This window comes from Pseudonocardia sp. (assembly GCF_050250275.1).
Lineage (GTDB): Bacteria > Actinomycetota > Actinomycetes > Mycobacteriales > Pseudonocardiaceae > Pseudonocardia.
The window spans coordinates 14,964-40,400 of sequence record NZ_JBFWOY010000033.1 but is presented as its reverse complement, the minus strand read 5'-3'; the positions used below and the strand labels follow the sequence as shown (position 1 = coordinate 40,400).

The 25,437-nt window shown below is 74.4% G+C and carries 28 protein-coding genes; 24 read left to right on the top strand and 4 right to left on the bottom strand.

Translation table 11 applies throughout. The features are described 5' to 3' along the window. Positions 1-2 precede the first annotated feature (2 nt). Positions 3-1,478 carry an APC family permease gene (locus tag AB7F12_RS25455; protein ID WP_428498130.1) on the bottom strand — a complete coding sequence of 492 codons (1,476 nt, stop codon included), beginning with the start codon at positions 1,476-1,478 and terminating at the stop codon, positions 3-5. 230 nt (positions 1,479-1,708) lie between these two features. On the opposite strand from AB7F12_RS25455, the gene AB7F12_RS25450 reads away from it, so the two are divergent. From AB7F12_RS25450 to AB7F12_RS25435, 4 genes are all read left to right on the top strand, one after another. Next, entirely contained in the window at positions 1,709-3,154 is a 1,446-nt protein-coding gene (locus AB7F12_RS25450) for an APC family permease (RefSeq protein ID WP_428498129.1), read from the top strand. Continuing rightward, positions 3,151-3,906: an IclR family transcriptional regulator gene (locus AB7F12_RS25445; RefSeq protein WP_428498128.1), complete on the top strand. Its 756-nt coding sequence runs from the start codon at positions 3,151-3,153 to the stop codon at positions 3,904-3,906. The genes AB7F12_RS25450 and AB7F12_RS25445 overlap by 4 nt, the downstream gene beginning before the upstream one ends. A gap of 118 nt (positions 3,907-4,024) precedes the next feature. Further along, positions 4,025-4,420, top strand: coding sequence for a cupin domain-containing protein (locus AB7F12_RS25440; protein WP_428498127.1), 396 nt, complete (start codon positions 4,025-4,027; stop codon positions 4,418-4,420). Beyond that, the gene (locus AB7F12_RS25435) at positions 4,417-4,950 is read left to right on the top strand and encodes a carboxymuconolactone decarboxylase family protein (protein ID WP_428498126.1); all 534 of its coding nucleotides are present in this window, start codon (positions 4,417-4,419) and stop codon (positions 4,948-4,950) included. The genes AB7F12_RS25440 and AB7F12_RS25435 overlap by 4 nt, the downstream gene beginning before the upstream one ends. Positions 4,951-5,179: 229 nt before the next feature. Here the strand turns inward: AB7F12_RS25435 and AB7F12_RS25430 are convergent, their stop codons facing one another. Beyond that, entirely contained in the window at positions 5,180-5,740 is a 561-nt protein-coding gene (locus tag AB7F12_RS25430) for a carboxymuconolactone decarboxylase family protein (RefSeq protein WP_428498125.1), read from the bottom strand. A 193-nt stretch (positions 5,741-5,933) separates the two neighbouring features. Here AB7F12_RS25430 and AB7F12_RS25425 point away from each other — a divergent pair, with 193 nt between their 5' ends. Genes AB7F12_RS25425 through AB7F12_RS25365 form a run of 13 tightly spaced genes read left to right on the top strand, consistent with a single transcriptional unit; the run spans position 5,934 to position 15,805 of the window. Then, a complete protein-coding gene (locus AB7F12_RS25425; protein ID WP_428498124.1) occupies positions 5,934-6,755 on the top strand; it encodes an SDR family NAD(P)-dependent oxidoreductase in 822 nt (273 codons plus the stop codon). 48 nt (positions 6,756-6,803) lie between these two features. After that, positions 6,804-7,754, top strand: coding sequence for a thiamine pyrophosphate-dependent dehydrogenase E1 component subunit alpha (locus AB7F12_RS25420; protein WP_428498123.1), 951 nt, complete (start codon positions 6,804-6,806; stop codon positions 7,752-7,754). Continuing rightward, on the top strand, positions 7,747-8,757 hold the full coding sequence (locus AB7F12_RS25415) for an alpha-ketoacid dehydrogenase subunit beta (protein WP_428498122.1): 1,011 nt from the start codon (positions 7,747-7,749) through the stop codon (positions 8,755-8,757). The genes AB7F12_RS25420 and AB7F12_RS25415 overlap by 8 nt, the downstream gene beginning before the upstream one ends. Positions 8,758-8,773: 16 nt before the next feature. Further along, complete coding sequence (locus AB7F12_RS25410) at positions 8,774-9,673, top strand: sugar phosphate isomerase/epimerase family protein (protein WP_428498121.1); 900 nt, start codon at positions 8,774-8,776, stop codon at positions 9,671-9,673. Further along, the gene (locus AB7F12_RS25405; RefSeq protein ID WP_428498120.1) at positions 9,658-10,431 is read left to right on the top strand and encodes an SDR family oxidoreductase; all 774 of its coding nucleotides are present in this window, start codon (positions 9,658-9,660) and stop codon (positions 10,429-10,431) included. The genes AB7F12_RS25410 and AB7F12_RS25405 overlap by 16 nt, the downstream gene beginning before the upstream one ends. Positions 10,432-10,439: 8 nt before the next feature. Continuing rightward, on the top strand, positions 10,440-10,952 hold the full coding sequence (locus AB7F12_RS25400; protein WP_428516898.1) for a hypothetical protein: 513 nt from the start codon (positions 10,440-10,442) through the stop codon (positions 10,950-10,952). Continuing rightward, positions 10,949-11,314, top strand: a complete 366-nt coding sequence (locus tag AB7F12_RS25395; RefSeq protein WP_428516900.1) for a hypothetical protein — start codon at positions 10,949-10,951, stop codon at positions 11,312-11,314. Before AB7F12_RS25400 ends, AB7F12_RS25395 begins: the two co-directional genes overlap by 4 nt. Before the next feature lies 1 nt (position 11,315). Then, positions 11,316-12,032, top strand: a complete 717-nt coding sequence (locus tag AB7F12_RS25390; protein WP_428516902.1) for an alpha/beta fold hydrolase — start codon at positions 11,316-11,318, stop codon at positions 12,030-12,032. Next, positions 12,029-12,934 (top strand): amidohydrolase family protein, encoded by a 906-nt coding sequence (locus tag AB7F12_RS25385; RefSeq protein ID WP_428500443.1) that lies wholly within the window; start codon positions 12,029-12,031, stop codon positions 12,932-12,934. The genes AB7F12_RS25390 and AB7F12_RS25385 overlap by 4 nt, the downstream gene beginning before the upstream one ends. 44 nt (positions 12,935-12,978) lie before the next feature. Then, positions 12,979-13,143, top strand: a complete 165-nt coding sequence (locus AB7F12_RS25380) for a hypothetical protein (protein WP_428500442.1) — start codon at positions 12,979-12,981, stop codon at positions 13,141-13,143. Continuing rightward, the gene (locus AB7F12_RS25375) at positions 13,140-13,964 is read left to right on the top strand and encodes an SDR family NAD(P)-dependent oxidoreductase (protein WP_428500441.1); all 825 of its coding nucleotides are present in this window, start codon (positions 13,140-13,142) and stop codon (positions 13,962-13,964) included. The genes AB7F12_RS25380 and AB7F12_RS25375 overlap by 4 nt, the downstream gene beginning before the upstream one ends. A 55-nt stretch (positions 13,965-14,019) precedes the next feature. Beyond that, positions 14,020-14,823: an IclR family transcriptional regulator gene (locus tag AB7F12_RS25370; protein ID WP_428500440.1), complete on the top strand. Its 804-nt coding sequence runs from the start codon at positions 14,020-14,022 to the stop codon at positions 14,821-14,823. Between the two features lie 34 nt (positions 14,824-14,857). Next, complete coding sequence (locus tag AB7F12_RS25365; protein ID WP_428500445.1) at positions 14,858-15,805, top strand: D-2-hydroxyacid dehydrogenase family protein; 948 nt, start codon at positions 14,858-14,860, stop codon at positions 15,803-15,805. Positions 15,806-15,810: 5 nt separating this feature from the next. Here AB7F12_RS25365 and AB7F12_RS25360 read toward each other — a convergent pair whose 3' ends face one another. After that, positions 15,811-16,863 carry a zinc-dependent alcohol dehydrogenase gene (locus AB7F12_RS25360; RefSeq protein WP_428500439.1) on the bottom strand — a complete coding sequence of 351 codons (1,053 nt, stop codon included), beginning with the start codon at positions 16,861-16,863 and terminating at the stop codon, positions 15,811-15,813. Positions 16,864-17,108: 245 nt separating this feature from the next. On the opposite strand from AB7F12_RS25360, the gene AB7F12_RS25355 reads away from it, so the two are divergent. The 7 genes from AB7F12_RS25355 to AB7F12_RS25325 all read left to right on the top strand — a co-directional run bounded on the left by AB7F12_RS25355 (position 17,109) and on the right by AB7F12_RS25325 (position 24,530). Next, positions 17,109-18,113: a helix-turn-helix domain-containing protein gene (locus AB7F12_RS25355; RefSeq protein ID WP_428500438.1), complete on the top strand. Its 1,005-nt coding sequence runs from the start codon at positions 17,109-17,111 to the stop codon at positions 18,111-18,113. 246 nt (positions 18,114-18,359) lie between these two features. Next, the gene (locus AB7F12_RS25350) at positions 18,360-19,673 is read left to right on the top strand and encodes a dihydrolipoamide acetyltransferase family protein (protein WP_428500437.1); all 1,314 of its coding nucleotides are present in this window, start codon (positions 18,360-18,362) and stop codon (positions 19,671-19,673) included. Then, on the top strand, positions 19,670-20,551 hold the full coding sequence (locus tag AB7F12_RS25345; protein ID WP_428500436.1) for a sugar phosphate isomerase/epimerase family protein: 882 nt from the start codon (positions 19,670-19,672) through the stop codon (positions 20,549-20,551). The genes AB7F12_RS25350 and AB7F12_RS25345 overlap by 4 nt, the downstream gene beginning before the upstream one ends. After that, positions 20,548-21,588, top strand: coding sequence for a thiamine pyrophosphate-dependent dehydrogenase E1 component subunit alpha (locus AB7F12_RS25340; RefSeq protein ID WP_428500435.1), 1,041 nt, complete (start codon positions 20,548-20,550; stop codon positions 21,586-21,588). The genes AB7F12_RS25345 and AB7F12_RS25340 overlap by 4 nt, the downstream gene beginning before the upstream one ends. Before the next feature lie 16 nt (positions 21,589-21,604). Then, on the top strand, positions 21,605-22,588 hold the full coding sequence (locus tag AB7F12_RS25335) for an alpha-ketoacid dehydrogenase subunit beta (protein ID WP_428500434.1): 984 nt from the start codon (positions 21,605-21,607) through the stop codon (positions 22,586-22,588). After that, positions 22,585-23,547, top strand: coding sequence for a thiamine pyrophosphate-dependent dehydrogenase E1 component subunit alpha (locus AB7F12_RS25330; RefSeq protein WP_428500433.1), 963 nt, complete (start codon positions 22,585-22,587; stop codon positions 23,545-23,547). Before AB7F12_RS25335 ends, AB7F12_RS25330 begins: the two co-directional genes overlap by 4 nt. Continuing rightward, the gene (locus AB7F12_RS25325; RefSeq protein WP_428500432.1) at positions 23,544-24,530 is read left to right on the top strand and encodes an alpha-ketoacid dehydrogenase subunit beta; all 987 of its coding nucleotides are present in this window, start codon (positions 23,544-23,546) and stop codon (positions 24,528-24,530) included. Before AB7F12_RS25330 ends, AB7F12_RS25325 begins: the two co-directional genes overlap by 4 nt. 126 nt (positions 24,531-24,656) lie before the next feature. Here the strand turns inward: AB7F12_RS25325 and AB7F12_RS25320 are convergent, their stop codons facing one another. After that, positions 24,657-25,430 carry an alpha/beta fold hydrolase gene (locus AB7F12_RS25320; protein ID WP_428500431.1) on the bottom strand — a complete coding sequence of 258 codons (774 nt, stop codon included), beginning with the start codon at positions 25,428-25,430 and terminating at the stop codon, positions 24,657-24,659. Positions 25,431-25,437: the final 7 nt, after the last annotated feature.

Genomic DNA, 25,437 nt, shown 5'->3' with positions numbered 1-25,437 from the left:
GGTCAGGCGGCGTCGGTGGCCGGCGAGGGTGCGTCGGACGTCGGTGCGGGTGGCGGCGGTGTGGCGGGTCGGCGGCGCGACCACACGAGCCCGAACACGAAGGCCAGCACCAGCACAGCACCGATCGCGGTGGCGAGGGCAGGAGATCCGCCGATGAGCGTCGGGAAGTTGGAGACGGTCAGCCACAGGCACATCAGCAGCCCCGCCAGCCCCAGCACCGGAGCAACGACGGTGTGCCACGGCCGGGTGTCGACGCGCTCGCGGCGGAAGAACACGATCACCGCCGCGCAGGTGAGGGCCATCAGCGCGATGACGCCGACGGTGGCGGTGCCGGCCATCCATGCGAACACCTGCGTCACGGGGTCCATCCCGAGGGTCGCGAACACGGCGACGAAGACCAGCGCCGTGACCGACTGTGTCGCCGAGGCGATGTGCGGGGACCGGTGCCGGGTGTGGCTGCGCCCGCACGCGGCGGGCAGCGCGCCCGAACCACCGAGGGAGAAGTAGTACCGCGCCAGCACGTTGTGGAACGCGAGCAGCGCCGCGAACATGCTCGTCACCAGCAGCACCTGCGCGATGTCACCGCCGACGGGCCCGAGCACGTTGGTGATCGTCGTGATCAGCATGTTCCCCGGGTCGGCGGTGGCCTGCTCGACGGCGGCGGTGTCGCCCCACGCGGAGACGACCGCCCAGCTCGACAGCGTGTAGAACACCCCGATCACGAGCAGCGCGGCGTAGGTCGCGCGCGGGATGGTCCGCTGCGGGTCGCGGGCCTCGTCGCGGAACACCGCGGTGGCCTCGAACCCGATGAACGACGCGATCGCGAACATGATCGCGATGCCCAGCGACCCCGACACCACGGCCGACGGGTGCACCAGCGCGGTCGACAGGCCCTCGGGGGAGCCGCCGCCGCGGCCGATGACGACGACGTCGAGCACCAGCACGATCGCCACCTCGGCGAGCAGCAGCGTTCCGAGGACCCGGCTGGACAGCTCGATGTGCCGGTACCCCAGCACCGCGACGATCGCGAGGGCGAGGACCGACCACAGCCACCACGGCAGCGCCGGGCCACCCCAGTGCTGCACCAGGCTGTCGAAGACCGCGCCGATGTAGCCGTACACCGCCAGCTGCACCGCGGTGTAGGTGACGAGGGCGAGGAACGCCGCGCCCGTGCCCGCGGCGCGACCGAGGCCGCGGGCGATGTAGGCGTAGAACGCACCCGCGTCGGGGACGTGCCTGCTCATCGCGCAGAAACCCACCGCGAACAGCAGCAGGATCACGCAGCACAGGGCGAAGGTCGTAGGGAAGGCGGCGCCGTTGCCGGCGGCGATACCGAGCGGGACCGTGCCCGCGATGACGGTGAGGGGGGCCGCGGCGGCCACCACCATGAAGACGATCGACCCCACCCCGAGCGATCCGGTGAGCCCGCGTGGGCCCTCGGACGTGGGTGGGGGGGCGTGCCGGTCCGTAGTACTCATCGTCGAGTCTCCCGGTGGGCGGCGGCTGGGACGGGAGACGACCGTCACTGCCTGCGACGACCCCCGTCAAAGGCCCGTCCCGGGCAGCGCGAATCCGGTCGGCGGCGGTTCTCACGCCCCGGGAAACGGTCGCCGGGAATTCTCGTTCGACCCGTCATCGCAGGTGGGACGGTGGATTCCGCGGTGGGCGCAGTCGTAGGCTCGCGTCCCGTCCGGCGAGGAGGCCCCGCTTGCGTGATCGACGCGTGCTGCCGCGGCTGCGGGAGCGCTCGCCCGTGCACGGGCTGCGCCGGCGCGGGCTGGCCCCGCTCGAGGTGTTCGCGCAGTCGGTGTCGGGCGCGGCGCCGTCGGCGGCCATGGCGGCCACCCCGGCGATCGTCGCGGCGTCGGCGGGCGCCGGGACGGTGTGGTCGTTCGTCGTGGCCACGGCGCTGGCGCTGCTCGTCGCGAGCTGCATCGCCCGGTTCACCCGGCGGATGGCCGCGACCGGTGGGCTCTACAGCCTCACGGCGAAGGGCCTCAACCCCGGCGCGGCGTTCGCGTCCGGCGCGGCGCTGCTCGTCGGCTACGGGATGCTCGCGGCCGCGGCGCTGACCGGCGGCGCGACCTACCTGCAGGCGCTGGTCGCCCGGCTCGGCGGCCCGGTGTCGGTGGCCGTGCCCGTTGGTGCGGTCGTCGTGGTCGGGCTCGCCGCGGGCGCGCTGGCGCTGCGTGGCGTGCGGCTCTCGGCGCGGGTCGTGCTGCTCGTCGAGCTGGTGTCGATCACGCTGATGCTCGCGATCTTCGGGCTGCTGCTCGCCGCGCCGCCCGCCGGACCCGAACTGCCGCAACCGAACCCGGGGCTGGGAGGTGTCGTCGCCGGGGTGCTCCCCGCCCTCGCCGCGTTCATCGGCTTCGAGATCGCGACGGCGCTCGGCTCCGAGGCGCGCCGCCCGTTCCGCACCGTGCCCCGCGCCGTCACGTGGACGGCCGCCGTCTCCGGGTTGCTGTGCGTGTTCGCCGCGCAGACCCAGGTCGTCGGGTTCGCGTCCGTGCCCGGCGGGCTCGCCGCCCAGGACGCCCCGGTGCCGACGCTCGCCGCCGCCGGTGGCTGGCCCTGGCTCACCCCGCTGCTCGACCTGGGCCTCACGATGTCGTTCTTCGCCTGCGCGCTCGCGACCACCAACGCGCTCGCCCGGGTCCTGTTCTCGCTGGCCCGTGACGGTGTCGCCCCGCGCGCGTTCGGCCGCACCCACCCCCGCTTCGCGACCCCGCACGTCGCGATCGCCGTCGTCGTGCCGGTGCTCGTCGTCGGGCTCGCGGCGACTATCGCGGCGGGGACGGCGCTCGGGCCGCTACTGGTGTTCCTGCTGACCGTCGCGACCGGCGGGTTCCTCGTCGCGTACCTGCTCGTGTGCCTCGCGGCGCCGGTGTTCCTGCGCCGCATCGGCGAGCTGACCTGGCCCGCCGTCGCCGCGACCGCGGTCATCGTGCCGATCCTGCTCGCCGCCCTCGTCGCCTACGTCCTGGCCTCCGGCCGGACACCGGTGGTCGTAGTGCTCGCCGCACTGGCCGCCGCGGCGGTCGGCTGGTTCGTGTGGGCGCGGCTGCGCCGGCCCGCGGAGGTCGCGGCCATCGGGGTCTACGACGAGACCGTCGCCGCCGACGTCCTGGGCACCCCGGGCCGGGCCGCATGACCGCGCCACGGGACCCGCTCCCGCTCTCGGGCCGGCAGCCCCGCGCCGTCCGCAGCGCGCTCGCCGTGCTGGAGGAGGTCGTCGCGGCCGGGCCGGGGATCACCGCGAAGGAGATCTCGGCGGCGCTGAAGCTGCCGCAGGCCACCACCTACCGGCTGCTGAACCTGCTGGTGGGGGAGGAGTACCTGGTCCGGCTGCCCGATCTGAAGGGTTTCGCGCTGGGCCGGCGCGCCGCCCGGCTGGCGGTCCCGGTGACGACGGCGCCGCCCACCGCGGCCCGCGCCGTCGTCGACCACCTGCGCGGGATGGTCCGCTGGGGCGTGCACCTCGCGTCGTTCGGGGCCGGGCAGGTGACGCTCGTCGACCCCGACCCGGACCATCCACCCAGTGACGCCGCGCTGCTCGCCCGCTATCCGCAGGTCTCCGCACTGGGGCGGCTGCTGCTGGCCGACCAGCCGCAGTGGCGGGCGCTGGTCCGGGAGCTGCGCGTGTTCACCGAGCACACGGTGTCGTCGACGAGCGAGCTGGCCGCCCGCATCGACGAGGTCGCCCACGACGGCCTCGCGCGTCAGTGCGGGGAGCTGCGCGCCGACCGGGGCTGTCTCGCGGTGCCGGTGCGGGCCCCGGGAGACGGACGGCTCGTCGCGGGGCTGGCGCTGTCGGGCCCGGCCGGCCGGGTCGCGGACCCGAACCTCGAGCTCGTCGCCCTGTTGCGCGAGCACGCCGACCGCCTGGCGCCACTGCTCGCCTGACGGGGCGGGCCCGTGCCCGGGCCTGCCGGTGTGACCGTGCTCTCCGGACCTCCGCGTTGCCGGGCCGCAGATTGTCGGACAGTCTGACGAAATCCGGTTGCGACGACAGGAGGCCGACGTGGAGATCGTCAGGGGGCGGGCCCCGGAGGGCACCCCGACACAGGTGCGCAGCGACACGTTCACCGGGACCGTCTTCGCGGACCCGGTGCTGCCGGCCACCGACGGCACGACGATCGGCTCGGTCACCTTCACCCCGGGCGCGCGGACGTTCTGGCACAGCCACACCGCGGGCCAGCTCCTCGTCGTCACGGCGGGTCAGGGCTGGGTGTGCACCAAGGGCGCCACGCCCGAGGTGGTGCGCGCGGGCGACCTGGTCTGGGTGCCGCCCGGGGAACAGCACTGGCACGGCGGGACCGCCGACACGATCATGACCCACCTCGCCGTGTCGCTGGGGCCGACGAACTGGGCCGACGAGGTCACCCAGCACGACTACCTGTCCCGGGAGGGATCGTGAGCGGGTTCGGACCGGGCAGCACCCATTGGGACGCCGGGCTCGCTGTGCGCCGGGACGTCGTCGGCGACGCCCACGTCGACCGCTCCATGGCCGCGGTGAGCGAGTTCTCCCGGCCCGTCCAGGAGTTCGTGACGGGCGCGCTGTGGGGCGGGGTGTGGACCCGCGACGGGCTCGACCGGCGCACCCGCAGCCTGCTGACGATCGTCATGCTCACCGCGCTGGGCCGCAACCACGAGCTGTCGGTGCACGTGCGCGGCGCGGTCCGCAACGGCTGCACGCAGGAGGAGATCCAGGAGGCACTGCTGCAGACGGTCGCCTACTGCGGCGCGCCCGCGGCCCTGGAGGCGTTCCGGGTCGCGGAGTCCACCCTCGGCGAGCTGTCCGACGACGACGTCGCCGCGGGCGCGCGGGCGGCCGGCGCGAGGGCGGGGGAGCCGGGCGCGACGGCACGGCAGGACGCCGGCGGTGACCGAGGTCCCCGGGACACCGGTGGGGGCGGCGGCCACGGCGGGATCCGGGGCCGCGGCTGACCGCCCCCGGCCGCCGTCGCCGGCCCGGGCCGCCGGTGTGCGGCCCCGGCCCCGCCGCGCCGGGACCGCCCCGGATCACCGGCCCCTGCTCACGACGGGCGAGGTCACCTTCACGGGGGACCCGCGAGGAGCCGGGCGGCAGCGAGCACCTGCCACGCGCGTACCCGGGGTCGCGAGCCGGCCGCGATCGGTGGTGGGCCCGGTGCACGAGCGGGCCCACCACCGGCGCTCACGCGAGGGGCTTCTCCGGCAGCGGGAACTGCTCGAGGTAACCGGCGTACTCGGGTTCGACGTCGATCTGCAGGGTGCCGAGGATGCGGATGACCGCGTTGTAGAACGACGCCACGATCACCAGGTCGACCAGCCGCGCCCGGCCGAGCTCCTTCTCCAGCGCCGACCAGGTGTCCGGGCTCATCGACCGGTCCGCGGTGACCTCACGGGCGCCGGTGAGCACGAGCGTCTCCAGCCGGCCGAGGGTGTGCTCCTCGCCGTTGCTCGCCCTGACCAGCTGGGCGACGTCGTCGTCGGTGACGCCGAAGTCGTGCCCGATCCTGACGTGGTGGCTCCACTCGTAGGGGCTCGCCGTCAGGTACCCGACCTGCAGGATCGCCAGCTCCCGCAGCCGCGGGTCGAGCTCGCACCCGTGCCGGATCCACTGGCCGAGGACCTGGAAGTGCCGCAGCCCGTCGGGGCTGTTGGCGAGCCCGCGGAAGAGGTTGATCGGCCTGACGAGCAGTTCGCGATCGGTCTCGGCGAGGTCCGACTCGGACAGATAGGGCACCAGTGCCATCGTCGCTCCGTGTGGCGGTCCGGGGTGTCCGCGGGGGTGCTCCACGACCGTCGGACCGCTGGTCGGCGCCGGGGTTGCCGCGGGTGCCCCGGCGGTGTTGACGGGGCGCCGGACCATGATTACCGTCGTTCACGAATTGACGCAAATATTCACTATTTGAAATACAGCGCGATCTCGACGAAGGAGTCGGTGGATGGCACAGCCCGGGACCGGCAGGGTGGCAGGCAGGGCCGCGCTCGTGATGGGCGGCGGCCAGACGCCGGGACGGACCGCCGGCAACGGGCGTGCGACATCGGTGCTGCTCGCCCGCGAGGGCGCCAAGGTGCTCGTCGCCGACCGCGACCTCGCCGCCGCCGAGGACACCGTGAAGCAGATCGCCGGCGAGGGCGGCGAGGCCGTCGCGATCGCCGCCGACGTCACGAACGAGGACGAGGTCGCCGCCGCCGTCGCCGCCTGCGTGCAGCAGTGGGGCAGCCTCGACATCCTGCACAACAACGTCGGCATCTCCATCGGCGGCGGCGACGCCCCCGTCGCCGACATCGAGGCCGACGCCTTCGCCCGGATCACCGCGGTCAACCTGCAGGGCATGGTGATCACCTGCAAGCACGCCATCCGCGTCATGCGCGAGCAGGCCGGCGGCGGCGTCATCACCAACATCTCCTCGATCGCCGCACAGATCAACTACCCCTACGTCGCCTACCGGACCTCCAAGGCCGGTGTCGTGACGCTCACCGAGCACATCGCGATCACCAACGCGCAGTACGGGATCCGCGCCAACGCGATCCTGCCCGGGCTGATGGACACCCCGATGGCCATCGAGAACCGCGTCGGCCTCGACGGGCGCACCCGCGAGGACGTCTACGCCGAACGCAACTCCCACGTCCCGCTGCGCAACAGAATGGGCACCGCGTGGGACGTCGCCGGCGCCGCGCTCTTCCTCGCCTCCGACGAGGCCGCCTTCATCACCGGCGTCGCCCTGGCCGTCGACGGCGGCCAGCGCCTCGCGGCGGGCTGACGGGCCGACCCACAGGGCCTGACCTGCACAGACTTCGAGAGGACAGAGATGGACGGCAGTCAGCCGCTCGCCGACCTGCGCCAGGTCTGGCGGATGCGCGCCTTCGAGGAACGGGTCCGCGAGCTGCGGCTTGCGGGCGACGCCGTCGGCTCGATCCACCTGGGCATCGGCCAGGAGGGCGTCGCCGTCGGCGCGTCCTCGCTCATCGGCCCCGACGACGCCGTGTTCGCCACCTACCGTGGCCACTCCTGGGCCATCGCGTGCGGCGTGGAGCCGGAGCAACTGTTCGCCGAGATCCTCGGCCGTGCCACCGGCGTCAACGGCGGCCGCGGCGGATCGGCCCACCTCACCGCGCCCGCCCACCGGTTCTTCGGCGAGAACAGCATCGTCGGCGCCGGCGCCCCGATCGCGTGCGGCGCCGCACTGGCCGGCCGCCACGACGGCACCGACCGCGTCGCGCTCACCGTGTTCGGCGACGGCGCGATGAACCAGGGCGCGGTGCACGAGGCGATGAACTTCGCCGCCGCGTTCTCGCTGCCCGTGGTGTTCCTGTGCGAGAACAACTCCTGGTCCGAGCTCACCGCGATCGACGAGATGGTCGGCGAACCCGAGCTGTGGCGGCGCGCGGCCGGCTACGGAATGCCCGGTGAGCGCATCGACGGCAACGACCCCGACCAGGTCCGCGACCGCCTCGGCGACGCCTTCGAGGTGGCCCGCGAGGGCGGCGGCCCGACGCTCGTCGAGGCCATGACACAGCGCCTCGTCGGCCACTACATCGGCGACGCCGACCAGTACCGCCGCCCCGGCGAGCGCGAGCGCGACGCCGAGAACGAGCCCGTCGCCCTGCTGACCCGCCGGCTGCACGACGCCGACGTCCCCGACGACGACATCACCGGCGCCGAGCGGGCCGCCCGCGAGGAGATGGCGGCGGCGTCGGCCGCGGCGCTGGCCGCCCCGCCCGCCGATCCCGCGACCGCCGAGGAGCACCTGTATGCCTGACACGGCCGTCGTCACCCCCGCCACCGAGACCCGCGAGCTCACCTACGGCGAGGCCGTCAACGCGGCGCTGCGCCGCTGCCTCCACGAGATCCCGGAGACGCTGCTCTACGGCGAGGACATCGCCAAGCCCGGCGGCGTCTTCGGCGTCACCCGGGGGCTGCGCCGCGACTTCGGCGACCGCGTCTTCGACACCCCGATCAGCGAGTCCGCCATCCTCGGCTCCGCGGTCGGTGCGGCGATGCTGGGCAGGCGCCCGATCGTCGAGATCATGTGGGTCGACTTCTCGCTGGTCGCGTTCGACCAGGTCGTCAACCAGCTCGCCAACGTGCGCTACGTCAGCCGCGGCGAACTCACCGCACCGGTCACGATCCGCACCCAGCAGGGCAGCGCCCCCGGCGCGTGCGCCCAGCACAGCCAGAGCCTGGAGGCGCTGTTCCTGCACGTCCCGGGCCTGCGGGTCGGCATGCCGTGGACGGCGCAGGACGCCTACGACCTGCTCGTCGCCGCCGTGCACAGCGACGACCCGGTGCTCGTGATCGAGAACCGGACGCTGTACCCGGCGGGCCGGGGGCCGGTGCAGCTGGGCGGGCCCGTCCAGCCGCCCGGCGGGCTGCGGGTGCGCCGCGAGGGCACCGACGCCACCGTCGTCACCTGGGGCGCCATGACCGCCCGCGTCCTTCAGGCCGCGGCCGGCCTCGTCGACGAGGGCATCTCCCTGCAGGTGCTGGAGACGGTGTGGCTCAACCCGTTCCCGACCGACGAGATCGTCGCGAGCGCCGCGCGCACCGGGGCGCTGGCCGTCGTGCACGAGGCCAACGTGACCGGCGGGTTCGGCGCCGAGGTCGTCGCCCGCGTCGCCGGCCGAGGCGTGCCCCTGCGGGTGCCGCCGCTGCGCCTCGGCCTGCCCGACACCCGGGTCCCGGCCGCGCCCAGCCTCGTCGCCGGGCTGCTGCCCGGCGCGGGCGACATCGCCGGGCACGTACGGGCCTGGCTGCGGAACTGAGGAAGGGAACCGGACCGTGGACATCGTCCTGGGCGTCGACACGCTCTCCTACCACTGCCGCCTCGCGGCCGGCGAGATCTCCCTCGAGGACGTGCTGCGCGAGATCGCCGACCTCGGCTTCGCGTTCGTGCAGCTCAACGCCGTCCACGTGCGTGACCGCGACACCGCCGGGCTGGAGGGCCTGCGCGCGCTCGCCGACGACGTGGGCCTCGGGATCACGCTCTCCGGCGACGTCGTCGGCCGCGTCGGCAACGGCGACACGATCGACGGCGGCGTCGACCGCATCACGCGCTGGGTCGCCCTCGCCGAGACCCTCGGCAGCCCGTTCGCCCGCGTCTCCTCCGGCTTCTACCGCGCCGAGCTGTTCGACGAGCCCGGCCTCATCGCGGCCGAGCAGCGCTACGTCACCGACACCCTGCGCCGCGCCGTCGACGACGTGCCCGGCGACGTGCAGATCCTGCTGGAGAACCACTCCGACTTCACCGCCGACGAGTACGCCGAGATCATCGCCGGTGTCGGCTCCCACCGGGTCGGGGTGTTCCTCGACCTGATCAACCCGATCTCGTCGCTGCAGGACCCGCTGCCGGTCATCACCCGGCTCGCCCCGCTGGCGCCGTCGGGTCACGTGAAGGACTTCCGGCTCGTCTCGCGCTACGTGGAGGACCGCTTCCACCGGCGCGGGTTCGACGTGCAGTGGTGCTACCCGGGCGAAGGGGTCGCCGACCTCACCTCGCTCGTCGGAGTGCTGGCGGGATCCGCCGAGCGCGCCGAGCCCTACCGGCTCTCCGTCGAGGGCCTGGACAACCATCCCGGCGTCGCCGACCAGCGCGAACGGCTCGCGGCCTCGCTGACCTTCCTCCGCACGCTCGTCACCGACGTCCCCGCGGAGAGGGGACGGCGATGGACCTCGGCCTGACCGGTACCCGGGCGCTCGTCACCGCGGCGAGCTCCGGGCTCGGCAGCGCGTGCGCCGCCTCCCTGGTCGCCGAGGGGGCGCGCGTCGTCGTGTCCTCCCGCGACCCCGGCCGCCTCGCCGCGGCCGCGCGTGACGTCGGCGCCGCCGGGCACGTGGCCGCCGACCTGGAGAGCGCCGACGACATCGCCGCGCTCGTCGCCGCCACGGTCGCGCAGCTGGGCGGCCTCGACGTCCTCGTCGTGAACTGCGGGCCGCCGCCCGCGGTCACCCTCGCCGAGTCCGGCGACGACGACTGGGACACCGGCCACCGCCAGGTCCTGATGAGCGCCGTGCGGCTGCTGCGCGCGGCCCTGCCGCACCTCGTCGCGTCCGGCCGCGGCCGGGTCGTGGCACTCACCGGCTACGGCGTCCGTGAGCCCAGGCCCGGGCTGGTCATCTCCGAGGCCACCCGCGCCGGGGTGACCGTGCTGGCCAAGGTCGTCGCCGACACCCACGCCGGCGACGGCGTCACCGTCAACACCGTCGCGCCCGGCCCGATCCTCACCGACCGGCTCCGCGAGCTGCAGGGCAAGGTCGCCGCCGCGGCGGGGATCGACCTCGACGAGCAGCTGCGCCGCTACTCCGCCGAGATCCCCGTCGGCCGGATCGGCCGGCCGTCCGACGTCGGCGATCTCTGCGCGTTCCTGTGTTCGGCCCAGGCCGGGTACGTGACCGGGCAGACGATCGTCGTCGACGGCGGCGTGAACAGGGCGATCTGATGGCGCGTATGCGGATCGCGGTCACCGGGGCCGCGCACTGGCACCTCGGCCTCTTCCTGCCGACGCTGCGCGACGAGGCCGACGTCGTCGCCGTCCACGATGCCGATCCCGTTGCGGCGCAGCGCATCATTACCGAGCTGTTCGCCGTCATGCGGGCGCGGTTCGCCGACGCCGACTACTCGCTGGTCCCGCTGCGCCCGGGCGGGCGCGTGTTCGTCGGCGAGGTCGGCTGCCTGATGCCCGCGCAGCACTCGACCCGCGACCACTACGTCATCGCGACCTCACCCACCGACGTCGAGATCGTCGCGCCCGACGGCAGCCGCGAACACGTGAAGGCGCACACGACGAACGTGCCGCACTACCCGGTGTTCGTGCGCGACGCGCTGCGCCGGGTCCGCGAGGGCGAGCCGCCGCTCGCCTCGCTCACCGACATGGCCGCGGTCATGGACCTGACCCACGACGCCTACGCCCTGGCCGGACCCCTCCCGGCCCGCCCCCCAGCTCAGGAGGACTCCGCGTGACCGCGCCGACGACGGGCAAGGGCCTGCTGCTCGTCCTGATCGACATCGATCCGGAGTTCGAGGAGGAGTTCAACCGCTGGTACACCGAGGAGCACTTCCCAGAGCGGCAGCAGTGCCCGGGGTTCCGCACCGCACGGCGGTTCGTCTCCGTCGAGGGCGAGCCGAAGTACCTGGCGCTCTACGACCTCGACGACCCCGAGGTGCTCGAGACCGAGGAGTACCGGCGCATCCGCCCGCCCAGCGAGTGGACCACGAAGCTGCAGCCGCACTTCACGACGATGGTGCGCAACGTCTACCGCGAGATCACCCCGACGATCCCCGACGGGTACGAGGTCCACGCCGTCCGTGACCCGGAGGCGTGAGGTGACGGTCCTGTTCCTGCACCCCGTCGGCCTCGACCGCGACGCGGCCCGGTTCCTCGACCTCGGCGCCGACGGTGGGGACGTGCACGCGGTCACGTTCCCCGGCCACGGCGACCGCCGCCGCGCCCGGCCCGGCCTCACCCTCGCCGACATGGCCGACGAGATCGCCGGCCACGCGCGCGGCCCGTTCGACGTCGTGGGCGCCTCGCTGGGCGGCATGGTCGCCATGCACCTCGCGCTCGACCACCCGGGGATGGTGCGCTCGCTGGTGCTGGCGTGCACCACCCCCGACGGCGCCCCCGACGTCATGGAGGCCCGTGCCGCCGCCACCGAGGAACACGGCTCCGCGGGCATGCTGGACGACACCATGACCCGCTGGTTCACCGCCGACGGCCTGGCGTCGGGCGCGCCGTACCTCGACCACGCGCGCGAGCGGCTGCTCGCCATGGACCCGGGCGCGCTCGCCGACACCTGGCGGGCCATCGGGGCGCACCACGTCCTCGACCGGCTCGGGGACATCACCGTGCCGGCGACGTGCATCGCCGGCCGCGTCGACGCGTCGACACCGCTGGAGGCCATGTCGGACCTGGCCTCCCGGCTGCCCGCCGCGCGGCTCGTCGAGCTGGACGCCCCACACATGGCCTTCATGGAGAACGCCGACGAGTTCGCCGCCGCCGTACGCGCCCACCTGGAGTGGGTGGAAGGGGACGATCGATGATCATCGACCTGCACCGCCACCTCTGGTCGATCTTCGAGCGCTATGCGAGCGTCCGCGAGATCGCGGCGCGCGGCACGGCCGTCGGGCACGCCCACGGCGACGGCGTCGTCCAGGACGTCGACGTCCGGGCGGGGGAGATCCGCGCCGAGATGGAGAAGGCCGGCGTCGACCGGTCGTGCCTGCTGCTCGGCGACTACGGGCTGCGCCTGGGCGAGGGCGACCGTTCCATCGTCGAGGAGAACCGCCTCGCCACCGACCTCGCCCGGTCCGACCCCGACCACTTCATCGCCTTCTTCGGTGTCGACCCCCGCCGCGCGGGCGCGGCCGAGCTGTTCCGCGACGCCCTCGACGCCGGCGCCAGAGGGCTCAAGCTGCACCCCTGCGCGGGGTTCTCGCCGGCCGACCCGGTGTGCCGGCCCCTCTACGAGCTGTGTCGCGAGTACGCGGTGCCCGTCGTGTCACACACAGGGCCGCTCGCCGCGCCCCTGGTCAGCACCTACTGCAGCCCGCTGCACCTCGACGAGCCCGCCGCCGACTTCCCCGACGTCGACTTCGTGATCCTGCACGCCGGGCAGCGCGCCTACTTCGACCTCGCCCTCGACATGGCCCGCTGGAAGCCGAACCTCTACCTGGAGCTGTCGCTGTGGCAGGGCCTGTTCCTGGAGGACGAGGCCCGGTTCGTCGCCCGCGTCGCCGAGATCCGCCACGGCATCGGCCTGGAGCGGGTCGTGTTCGGCAGCGACTGCCCCGGCGTCTCCACGGTCATGCCGCTCGACGCCTGGGTCGACACGTTCCGCGACCTCCCGGAGATCGCGGCCCGCCACGGCGCCACCGTCACCGACGACGACGTCACCGCCATGCTGGGCGGCACGACGGCACGGCTGCTGGGGCTCGGGTCATGAGTCGCCCGGTGGGGACGGACTACCGCGACCGGTACCCCGCGCACATGGCACCGCTGCCGCGCGACATCGCGATCGTCGAGCACCTCGGGCCACGCCCGGAGGGGCCGGCCGGACGGCTCGTCGAGATCGACGCCGTGCCACTGCCCATCCGCGACGGCGCGCAGGCACCGGTGATCGCACGCGCCATCCCTGACGAGGAGACCCGATGACCGCCCCCGGGCTCGACGCCGCCCTGCCGAACTCCGAACCCAACCCGCGCCGCCTCGACGGCAAGATCGCGATCGTCACCGGCGGCGGCTCGCGCGGCGAGGGCATCGGCACCGGCCGGGCCGCCGCGATCCTGTTCGCCCGCCACGGCGCGAAGGTGCTCGTCGTCGACCGCGACACCGCGGCGGCGAAGGCGACCGTCGACGGCATCGAGTCCGAGGGCGGGGAGGCCGCCGCGTTCGAGGCCGACCTCACCTCGGCCGCCGACTGCGCCGCCATGGCTGCGGCCGCCGTGGCGCTGTGGGGCCGCATCGACATCCTGGACAACAACGTCGGCACCGAGGGCGCGGGCACCATCCTGCAGACCACCGACGAGGACTGGGACCGCGTCATCTCGGTCAACCTGCGCACCGTGGTGTCGGCCAGCCGGTCGGTCATCCCCGTGATGGCCGACGGTGGGGGCGGCGCGATCGTCAACCTGTCGTCGATCTCCGCGATCCGCCCGCGCGGGCTCACCCCGTACACGACGGCCAAGGGCGGTGTCATCGCGCTCACCAAGGCCATGGCCATCGACCATGCGGCACAAGGGATCCGGGTCAACGCGATCCTGCCCGGCCCGATCTACACGCCGATGGTCGCGTCCGAGGGGATGGACCCGGTGCTGCGCGACAGGCGCCGCGGCGCCTCCCCGCTGGGCATCGAGGGCACCGGCTGGGACGTCGGCTACACGGCGCTGTTCCTGGTGTCGGACGAAGCCCGCTACATCACAGGTACGACACTGCCCGTCGACGGCGGGGTCTCGGTCCGCAGCCCGGACCGCTGACCCCGCCGGTACACCGGCAACGGCACGAGCACCACGACGAGACGCGGGACGGCACATGGCGGACGAGACACGAACCGGCACCAGGATCCAGTCGGTGTCGCGCGCGGCGCAGCTGCTGATGCTCATCGCGTCGCTGCCCGAGGCCGAACGCTCGGTCAACCGCATGGCCGCCGAGCTCGGCACCTCCGTTCCGACGGTCTACCACCTGCTCAACACGCTCGTCGACGCCAAGCTGCTCACCCGCGACGAGCACAAGCAGTACCGGTTCGGGCTGGCGATGGAGGTGCTCTCGGTCGCCTACGCCCAGCAGACCGTCCCGCCCCCGGAGCTGGTCGCGCCGCTGCGGCGGATCATCGAGGAGACCGGCGAGAGCGCCTACCTGACGGCGTGGCGCAACGGCAACCCCGTCGTGCTCGCGCACCTGTCGGGGACGCACGCCGTGCAGGTGACCAACCTGCGGCCCGGCTACCGCGGGGTCGCCAACGCCCGCGCCTCCGGCAAGGTGCTGCTGGCCTTCGCCGAGCCGGAGGACCGGGAACGCTACCTCGCGATGCACCCGCTCACGGCCGTGACGGACCGGACGATCACCGATCCCGACGTGTTCGCAAAGGAGCTCGCCCAGGTGGCGCGCAACGGCTACGCCACCGAGGTCGAGGAGTTCTCCGCAGGTGTCGCGTGCATCGCGGTGCCGGTGTGGCGCAACGGGATGCTGATGGGCTGCTACACCGTCTCCGCGCCGGTCGAGCGGTACCGCAAACAGCGCACCGGCTACCTCACGGTGCTGCGCGACGCGGTGGCGATGCTCGACGAGGACGACGCCCCGGCCGCGGACACCACGCCCGTCCGCGGAGGGGGCTGACACCGTGCCCGATTCATGAGGAGAAGACGTGACGCTGCGCTGTGCCGTGCTCGACGACTACCAGGGCGTCGCGCTCACCTCCGCCGACTGGTCGGGCCTCGACGCGACGGTCGACGTCCGGCGCGACCACATCGCCGACGAGTGCGCGCTCGTCGAGACGCTGACCGGCTACGACGCCGTCGTGCTCATGCGCGAACGGACGCCCTTCCCGCGCACCGTGATCGAGCGCCTGCCCGACCTGAGGCTGCTCGTCACGACCGGGATGCGCAACGCCTCGGTCGACGTCGCGGCGGCGCGGGAGCGGGGTGTCGTCGTGTGCGGGACCGGCGGGCTCACCACGTCGACGGTCGAGCTGACCTGGGCGCTGATCACCGGGCTCGCGCGCAGCGTCGTCGTCGAGAACAGCGGCCTGCGCGGCAACGGGCCCTGGCAGCAGACCGTCGGCGTCGACCTCGCCGGCGCCACCCTCGGCGTGCTCGGCCTGGGACGCATCGGCTCGCTCGTCGCGAAGGTCGGGCTGGCGTTCGGGATGGACGTCGCGGCGTGGAGCACCCACCTCACCGCCGACGCGGCCGCGGCCGCCGGGGTGCGCCTGGCCGCGTCGAAGGCCGAGCTCGTCGCCGCCGCCGACGTCCTGACCGTCCACCTCGTGCTGTCCGAGCGCAGCCGCGGGCTCGTCGGTGCCGCCGAGCTCGCCGCGATGAAGCCGTCCGCGTTCCTGGTCAACACCTCGCGGGCGCCCATCGTCGACCAGGACGCGCTGGTCACCGCCCTGCGCGAACAGCGGATCGCCGGTGCCGGGCTCGACGTGTTCGACGTCGAACCGCTGCCCCCCGACCACCCGTACCGGACGCTGCCGAACGTCCTCGCCACCCCGCACCTGGGCTACGTCACCCGCGGCGGCTACGCGATCTTCTGGCGCGAGGTCGTCGAGGACATCGCGGCGTTCATCGGCGGCAACCCGGTCCGGACGCTCACATGACGCGGCTACCGGGTCGTGACCAGCACCTTCACCGACGCGTTCGCGTCGAGCCGGGACTCGAACGCCTCCTGCACCCGCTCCAGGGGGACGCGGTGGGTGAGCAGCGGCGCCGTCGCGACGGCACCGGAGCCGATCAGCTCGATGGCGTCGCGGAAGTCGTCCGGGGTGACGTTCGCGCTGCCGCGCAGCACCACCTCGCGCTGCACCGCGCGCATCGGCTCGAACGTCGCCGGAGCGTGGTAGAGCGCCACCAGCACGACGGTCCCGCGCGGACGGACGATCTCCATCGCCCCGGCGACCAGCGCGCCGACACCGCTGGCCTCCACCACGATGTCGGCCTCGGCGTCCCCGGTGAGCGCGCACAACGTCCCGGTCAGGGCGTCCTCCCCGACCGTCGGGTCGACCGTGACGATGCCCAGCTCCCCGGCGACTGCGCGGCGCACCGGCGACGGGTCGACCCCGACCACCGGGCCGCAGCCCCGGGCGCGCAACGTCTGTGCGGCCTGCAGGCCGATCGCCCCGAGCCCGGTGACGACGGCGCTGCGGCCCGGGCCCGGCCCGGCCAGCCGCACCGCGTGCACCGCGACCGACAGCGGCTCGACGAGCGTCCCCGCGTCCAGGACGGCCTCGGTCGTCGCCCCGGCGACGGCGGGCAGCCGGTGCACGTTCCTGCCCAGCTCGGCGTCGGGGATCCGCAGCTTCTCGGCGAACCCACCGGGCAGCCCGAACGCGATGCTGCGCGTCGTCCACCGCTCGCACAGGTGCGCCAGACGGGCGCGGCAGCGCCGGCAGTCACCGCACGGCTGGATCGGCAGCCCCGTCAGCAGGTCACCCTCGGCGATGCCCGCCACCCGCGCACCGACCTCGACGACCGTGCCCGCGAACTCGTGCCCCATCACCTGGCCGTCACGGGCGGTGCCCGCGCGGAACTGCCCGATGTCGGACCCGCACACCCCGCAGCCGTGGACGTCGAGCACGACGTCGGCCGGACCGGCGACAGGATCGGGGACGTCCTCCACCACGATCCGGCCCCTGCCGCGGAACACCCCGGCACGCATGCCGCCTCCTCGCCGGCCGGTGCGCCGCCCCGCGCCGGCGCGGCGCAACCCGGTCGCGGCGGACGCTACCGGCGCCGCCGCGGCTCCTGCGCCCGTGCGGCGCGGATGCACAGACAACCGTGCACGCGGAGCCAAACCCGGCACCCGGGGCCGGGTCACGGGTTGAACCGCTGCCCGGCCGTGGGTCACGCTGGAGCGGTGGCTCCGGGCGACGGCCGGACGACCACGACGGAAGGGGCGAGGCCATGACGGCCCTGTCGACACCGATGTCGACCAGCACGTCCACCACGGCCGACGAGGCGCCGGAGAGCTGGCAGGTCGGCCCGACGTCGACCAGGCCCGTCCCCGAGTGGGAGGACGTGCTGGCCGCCACCCATGTGGCCTTCGACGTCCGGCTACCCGACATCGGCCGGTTCGCGGGCCGCGTCGAGCGGCGCCGACTGGGCGTGCTCGACCTCGTCGAGTGCTCCTGCACGCCGTTCGCCGGGCGCCGCACCACCGCGCTGATGGGCGACCCGGGGGAGGACCACATCGGCCTGCAGATGGTGCTGCGCGGCGCGGAGCGGGTCGTCCGCTCCCGCACCGAGCACCACGTGCTGGAGGCCGGCGCGATCGGGCTGTGGGACGGGGCCCGTGCCGTCGGTGTCGAGGTCGTCGAACCGTTCACCAAACGCACCCTGATCTTCCCCCGCGACCTCGTGCACTCGGTGAGCCCGCGGCTGGCCGACGTCGGGTCGGTGTCGTCGCTGGAACGCCGGCCCGGGGCCCGGCTGCTCGTCCGCTACGTCGACGCGCTCGCCGCGGAAATCCCGCTGCTCGACGAGCGCACCGCGGCCGCCGCCGCCGACGTCGTCCTGGAACTGCTGCGCGCGGTCGTCGAACCGGGCATGCCCGAGACCCGTGAGGCCCGGCGCGAGGCGCTGCGGGCCCGGGTCCGCCGCTACGTCCGGGCCCACCTGCCCGACCCCGGTCTCGGCCCGGAGTCGATCGCGAAGGTCCTCGCCGTGTCGGTGCGGACCCTGCACTCGGCCTTCGAGGACACCGGGGAGTCCGTGGCCGCGCTCGTGCGCAGGTCCCGGCTCGCCCGCTGCCGCGAGGACCTGGAGGAGCCGACGGCCGGCACCGTCACCGAGATCGCGTTCCGCTGGGGGTTCTCCGACGCCACCCACTTCTCGCACGTCTTCAAACGCGAGTACGGGTTGTCCCCGCGCGACGTCCGGCGCGCGGCGCGCGAGGCCGCCGCGAGCTGACCGGCGCCGCGAGCCGCCCGGCGCTGTCGCGCAACGGGGTGCACGCATCGACAGGTAATCGGGCGCGCTCCCCATGGCTGCGGCGGGGCCCGCCCGGCGACGCTTCTCCCACCTCGTGACGCGGTGTGCAACCGTCGACGCCCGCCGCGTCGCGGGGTCCACGACGGGAGCTCTCCCGGGTCCGTGGCAGTGACGTGGGGCGAGGAGTGCGGTGACGACGACGTGGGTCCCGAAGGCGGCCGGCCGATGACCGGCCCGGGGGGCGACGTGCGGATGCCGCGGCTGTCGGAGTCGATGGCCGAGGGCACGATCGTGCGCTGGCTGCACGCCTGCGGCGCGGCCGTCGCCCGCGGCGAGGAGCTCGCCGAGATCGAGACCGACAAGGCGACGGTCACGTTCGAGGCGGACGCGGACGGGGTGCTGCACATCCTCGCCGCGGAGGGGCGGACGGTGCCCGTCGGCGCCGTGATCGCCCGGCTCGGCGCCGCGCCGGCCGAGAGTACGAGCACGGCTCCGGCGACGGACCCACCGGCTCCCGCGGCGCCGCCGCGGGCCGCCCGCGGGGGTCGCGCCGGGACGGACCGCGGTGCACCGGGGGCGGGCGAGGGGCCCGCGTCCGGGGCACCGGGGACGGCCGCACCCGGTGCGGTGTCCGGGGCGGAGCCCGGACCCGCCCGGGTGCGTGTGCCGTCGTCACCGCTGGCCCGCCGCCGCGCCCGCGAGCTGGGCGTCGACCTCGCGGCGGTCACCGGTACCGGCCCCCACGGCAGGGTGGTGCGCGCGGACATCGATGCCGCCGCGGCCGGCGCACCCGCCGCGGCCACGCCACCCGCCGCCGCGCGAGCGCCCGGCGCCGCCGACCCCACCGCGCGGGGGACCCTGACCCCGTTGCCGCGCAACCGGACGCGGCGGGTCACCGCCGAGCGCATGGTGCGGTCGAACCGGGAGATCCCGGCCTTCGCGCTCACCGCCGACGCCGACGTGACGGCCGTCCTCGACCTGCGCGCCGCACTCGCCGACGCCGCCGGACACGTGCCGGGCGCGGTCGTCCCGACCCTCACCGACCTCGTCGTCGCCGCCTGCGGGCGCACGCTGCGCCGCCACGGCACCGTCAACGCCGGCGTCCCCGACGGGGCCGAGACCCCCGTGGGCTACGGCCGCGTCAACGTCGGTGTGGCCGTGGAGACCCCCGCCGGGCTCGTCGTCCCCGTCGTCACCGATGCCGACACCCGCGCCCTGGGCTCGGTCGCCACGGCGTCGCACCGGCTCGTCGGACGGGCCCGCGACGGCCGGCTCACCCCCACCGACCTCGACGGCGCCACCTTCACCGTCTCCAACCTGGGGATGTTCGGCATCCGCGAGTTCACGGCCGTCGTCATCCCGGGACAGGCCGCGATCCTGGCCGTCGGCGCCGCCCACGACCACCGGATGGCGCTCACCCTCTCCTGCGACCACCGGGTCCTCGACGGGGCCGAGGGCGCCCGCTTCCTGCGCGACCTCGTCGACCTGCTCGCCCACCCGTACGCCCTGCTGCTCGACCCCGGGAGTGACGACACGTGACGACCCCCGACGTCCTCGGCTCCTACTGGACCGTCGCCGGTCCCGTGGAGATCGGGACCGGCCGCGAGTGGAGCCTGTTCGACTGGCCCGACCGGTGCGCCCACGCGGCGCGGGTCGGCATGACCGGGCTCGGCATCTGGCACACCGACCTCGAACACCTGCTCGAGACGCGCACCCTCGGCGAGATCCGGTCGATCTTCGTCGACGCCGGCCTGCGCGACCTGGAGGTCGAGTTCCTCGACGACTGGTTCGTCGAGCCCGGCGACCCCCGCCGCACCGCCTCCGACGCCCGCCGCGACCTGCTGTTCACCGCCGCCGTCGAGCTCGGCGCCCACCACGTCAAGCTGGGCAACCTGCGTCGCACGACCGCGTCGAGGGCGCAGCTGACCGACGGGTTCGCCGCCATGTGTGCCGACGCCGCGAACCGCGGGGCGCCACCGCTGGCCTACGAGCTGATGCCCTTCGACGTGAACGCGCCGTCGCTCGCCGCCGTCTGCGAGATCGTCTCGGCGTCCGACCCCGCGCAGGGCGGGATCGCGATCGACACCTGGCACCTCGGCAAGCTCGCCGTCACCCCCGAGGACCTGGCGGCGATCCCGCCCGGGCGCCTCACCTACGTCGAGCTGTCCGACGGGCAGCTCGCGGACATGCCCGACCGCAGCCGCGAGACGACGCGCCACCGGCGGCTGCCCGGCGAGGGGGAGTTCGACATCCCCGGCTACGTCGCCGCGCTGCGCGGGCTCGGCTACACCGGCCCGTGGGGCGTCGAGGTGCTCTCCGACGCGTTGCGGGCCCTGCCCATCGACGAGATCTTCGACCGGACGGCGACGACGACGTCCGCAGCACTGGCCGCGCCGGTCGCGGCGGAAGGGGTGTGACCGCGGTGGACCGCATCGGGACGTCCAGGATCGAGATGCTCAGGGCGATGGTGCGTATCCGGGAGTTCGAGGAGCGCGTCAAACGGACCTTCACCGAGCATCCGGGCGTCATCCGCGGGCACACCCACCTCGCCGACGGCGCGGAGGCCTCGATCGTCGGGTCGATCGCTGCGATCCGGCCCGGAGACCAGGTGCTGGCCACCTACCGCTGCCACGGCTATCCCATCGCGCTGGGCAGCGACACCACCGCGATGATGGCCGAGATCTACGGCCGCGCGAACGGGCTGTGCGGCGGCTACGGCGGCTCGATGCACCTGGCCGACCCCGCGCGGGGGTTCCTGGGCACCTCCGGGATCGTCGGGCAGTCGATCCCGCAGGCCACGGGCGCGGCGTACGCGGCGCAGGTCCGCGGCGCGGGCTCCGGTGACAGCGACGTCGTGCTGTGCTTCTTCGGCGACGGCGCCAGCAAGCAGGGCGCCTTCCACGAGTCGCTCAACATCGCGTCGCTGTGGAAGCTCCCGATCGTCTTCGTGATGGAGAACAACAGCTACAGCGTGTCGGTGCGCGTCGAGCAGGAGGACGCCAACGCCGCGGCCGGGGAACCGCTGGCCACCAAGGCCAAGGCCTACAGCATGCCCGGCGTCACGATCGACGGCGGCGACCCCGACCTCGTGCGCGCCACCGTCGGCGAGGCCGTCGCCCGTGCCCGCGCCGGGGACGGGCCGACACTGGTGGAGTCGCAGGTCTACCGGCTCTCGGCGCACGGCAACTCCATCGCCCCGCCCGGGGTGCCGCTGCACTACCCCGAGCACGAGGCCGTCACCGTGTTCGGCGACGTCGCCGAGTACGAGGCGGCGCTGCGCGGCGACCCCGTCCCGCGGTTCCGTGCGGCGCTCGTCACCGGCGGGGTGCTCGACGCCGCTGCCGCGGACGCCATCGCCGCCGAGGCCGCCGACGAGATGCAACGCGCCGTCGACGGCGCGCTGGCAGGTCCCGACCCGGCGCCGTCGGACGCCCTCCGATTCGTCCACGCCTGAGTCACAGGAGCACGAGATGGCCCGCGAGATCACCTACATCGCCGCGATCATGGAGGGCATCCACCAGGAGATGGCCCGCGACGACGACGTCCTGCTCATCGGGCAGAGCGTCGGCGGCAGCCCGGAGGACCCCTTCGTCGCCGCCTTCGGCCCCGACCGGGTGCGCGTCACCCCGATCTCGGAGACCGCCGAGATCGGCATGGCAGCGGGCGCCGCGCTCGCGGGCAAGCGACCCGTCGTCGACTGCACGATGGCCGAGTTCCTGCTCGTCGCCATGGACCAGGTCGTCAACGAGGCCAACCGGTTCCACTACATGTCCGGCGGGCAGGTCACCGCGCCGCTCGTGCTCAAGGCCGGCTACGGGTTCACCGCCGGCTGGGCCGGCCAGCACACCGGCTCCATCTACGGGATGTTCATGGGCGTGCCCGGGCTCAAGGTGGCGCTGCCGTCGACACCCGCGGACGCCAAGGGGCTCATGGCCACCGCGATCCGCGACGACAACCCCGTGCTGTTCCTGCACCACTACCTGCTCACCCTGGAGACCGGCGACGTGCCGGCGGGGGAGCACCTCGTGCCGTTCGGCCGGGCCGCGGTCGTGCGCCCCGGCGACGACGTCACGATCGTCGCGACCGGCTGGACCGTGCACCGCGCGCTGGACGCCGCCGCGGAGCTCGCGGCCGACGGGGTGTCGGTCGAGGTGATCGACCCGCGCACCATCGCCCCGCTGGACACGGACACGATCCTCGCCTCGGTGGAGCGGACGGGCCGGCTCGTGCTCGTCGACCAGGCCACGAGGCACGCCTCGGTCTCGGCGATCGTCGCCGCCGAGGTCGCCGAGGCCGGGTTCGCGTCACTGCGCGCCCCGATCGTGCAGGTCACGGCGCGAGACGCACCGATCGCCTACGCCAGGCCGATGGAGGACTTCGTGCTGCCCGACGTCGCCAAGATCGTCGCGGGCGTCCGGCGCGTGGTCGACGCAACGGTCGCGGCTGCCCGGTGACCACCGCGGTCTCCGTCGACACCGACGTCCTGCGGGATCTCCTCGCCACCATGTGGCGCATCCGCGCGTTCGAGGAGCGCGTGGGCGCGCTCAAACGGGCCGACGAGGTCCACGGGCTCATCCACCTCTCCATCGGCGGCGAGGGCGTCGCGGCCGCGGTGTGCCGGCAGCTGCGCGACGACGACGCCGTCTACTCCGGCCACCGCGCCCACGGGCACGCCCTCGCCAAGGGGGCGCCGCTCGACCGCACCATGGCCGAGCTGATGGGCCGCGAGGGCGGGCTGTGCCAGGGGATGGGCGGGTCGATGCACCTCGTCGACGTCGCCCACGGCTTCCTCGGCGCCACGGGCGTCGTCGGCGGCAACATCCCGCTCGCCCTCGGCTCCGCGCTCGCCGCCCGGCACAAGGGCAGCGATGCGGTGGCGGTCGTGTTCTTCGGCGACGGCGCGGTGCAGGCGGGGCTGTTCACCGAGTCGGTCAACCTCGCCACGCTGTGGCGGCTGCCGGTGCTGCTGGTCTGCGAGAACAACGGGTTCGCCGAGTTCACCCCGCGCTCGGCGCACACCACCGTCGAGCGGGTCGGCGACGTCGTCGCGCCCTACCCGCTGCCCCGCCGGACCGTCGACGGCAACGAGGTCGCCGACGTCTGGACGGCGTTCTCCTCGCTGTTGGACCGCGCGCGGGCGGGGGAGGGGCCGGCGCTGCTGGAGTGCCTCACCCACCGGCTGCGCGGGCACTACGAGGGCGACCCCGACCGCTACCGCGAGGCCGTCTCCACCGAGGACTGGCAGCGCAAGGACCCGATCCTGCGGCTGCAGCGCGCGGGCCTCGACGCGGGTTGGCTCGCCGACCTCGACCCCTCGGCCTTCGCCGAACACGCGCGCACAGAGGTCGAGGAGGCCGTCACCTGGGCGCGGTCGAGCCCCTTCCCGTCGAGCGTGCCCGGAGAGCTGCGATGACCGCCGACCTCACCTACGCCAAGGCCGTCTCCACCACGATCGCCCAGGCCATGCGCGCCGACCCGGACGTCTTCGTCCTCGGCGAGGACGTCAGCGCCGGCGGCCCGTTCACGACGACCGCGGGCCTGGTCGAGGAGTTCGGCGCCGGCCGGGTGATCGACACCCCGATCAGCGAGGCCGCCATCTGCGGCGTCGCCGTGGGCGCCGCCCAGTCGGGGCTGCGCCCCGTTCTGGAGATCATGTACGTCGACTTCATCACCCTGGCGCTCGACCAGCTGGTGAACCAGGCGGCCAAGGCGCACTTCATGTCCGGCGGGCAGCTGAGGGTCCCGATGGTGCTGCGCACCCAGGGCGGGGCCGGGCAGCGGGCGGGCGCCCAGCACTCGCAGAGCCTGGAGGCGTGGCTGACCCACGTGCCCGGGCTGACCGTCGTCATGCCGTCGGGCGCCGCCGACGCCGCCGGGCTGCTCGCGAGCGCGATCGCGTCGCCGGGGCCGGTGGTGGTCGTCGAGAACAAGACGCTGTACTTCCGGCGCGAGCCCGTGCCCGACCCGGTCCAGCCGATTCCGCTCGGGAAGGCTGCCGTCCGTCGCCCGGGTCGCGACGTCACCGTCGTCGCGTTGTCCCGCATGGTCGGCGAGGCCCTGGCGGCGGCCGAGGAGCTGTCGTCCGAGGGCATCGAGGTCGAGGTGATCGACCCCCGCACGCTCGTCCCGCTCGACCTGGAGACGATCGTGGGGTCGGTGCGGCGTACCAACCGCCTCGTCGTCGCCCACGAGGCCGTCCTGCACGGCGGGTTCGGCGCCGAAGTGGCAGCGGCCGTCCAGCACGCGGCCTTCGACGACCTCGACGCCCCCGTCGAACGCGTCGGCGCCCCGTTCCTGCCGATCCCGCTCAGCCCGCCCCTGGAGGACGCCTACCTCCCCGGCGCCGCCGACATCCGTGCCGCGGTCCTGGCCACCCTGGGCCGCGTCCCGGCCTGACCCCCACCGGGCGCAACCTCACCGTCGCGAATCGCCCTGCCGACAGCGGTGCGGTTGCGCGCGGGTTCTCGGGCGCAACCTCACGGTCGTCCGGCGGCCACGGGAGAGCGCTGGGGTTGCGCGCGGTCAGGACGCCTCGAGGAACGTCGCGATGGCCGCGCCGAGGGCGTCGGAGCGGTTCGCCGCGCTGATGTGGTCGCCCTTCACCGTGGCGAACGCGCTGTGCGGCACCATGTCCGCGAGGGCGCGGGCGTCGGCGGGATCGTCGCGGTCCCCGCACACGACCAGCGTCGGCACGTCGACGCGGGCCAGGTCGGCGGCCGGGGTGTCGACGGCCGTCCCCAGCGCCAGCCGCAACGCCGTCCGGTCGGCCCCGATCCGCGCGATGAAGTCGGTGATCCGCCCCTCGGGGCTGCCCGGCGGGAACGGACCCGCAGGCGTGTCGGCCAGTACGTGGCCGAACACGTCGGCGAACGCGTGCCCGCGCATGTGCGTCACCCCGGCGAGCCCCATCCCGGCGACGACGAGCCGCCCCGGCCGGGCGCCGCGGACCACCGCCCGCAGCGCGGTCCGCCCGCCGAGGGAGTAGCCGCCGAGGTCGTAGCCGCCGTCGGTGAGCCCGAGATGGTCGAGCAGGGCGAACACGTCGTCGGTGACGACGTCGGGCGGGTAGGCCGCCGGGTCGTGGCTGCGCTCGCTGTCGCCGTGTCCGCGCAGGTCGGGCAGGATTACCCGCCGCCCGGTCGCCGCGACCGCCGCCGCATGCCCCGGCGCCACCCAGTTGATCACCGCGGTGGAGGAGAACCCGTGCAGCAACAGGGTCGGCCGGCCGTCACCGATCTCGCGGTAGGCGAGCCGGGCGCCGTCGGGAGCGGTGCAGAAGCAGGGCGCGGGAAGCACCGGCCCA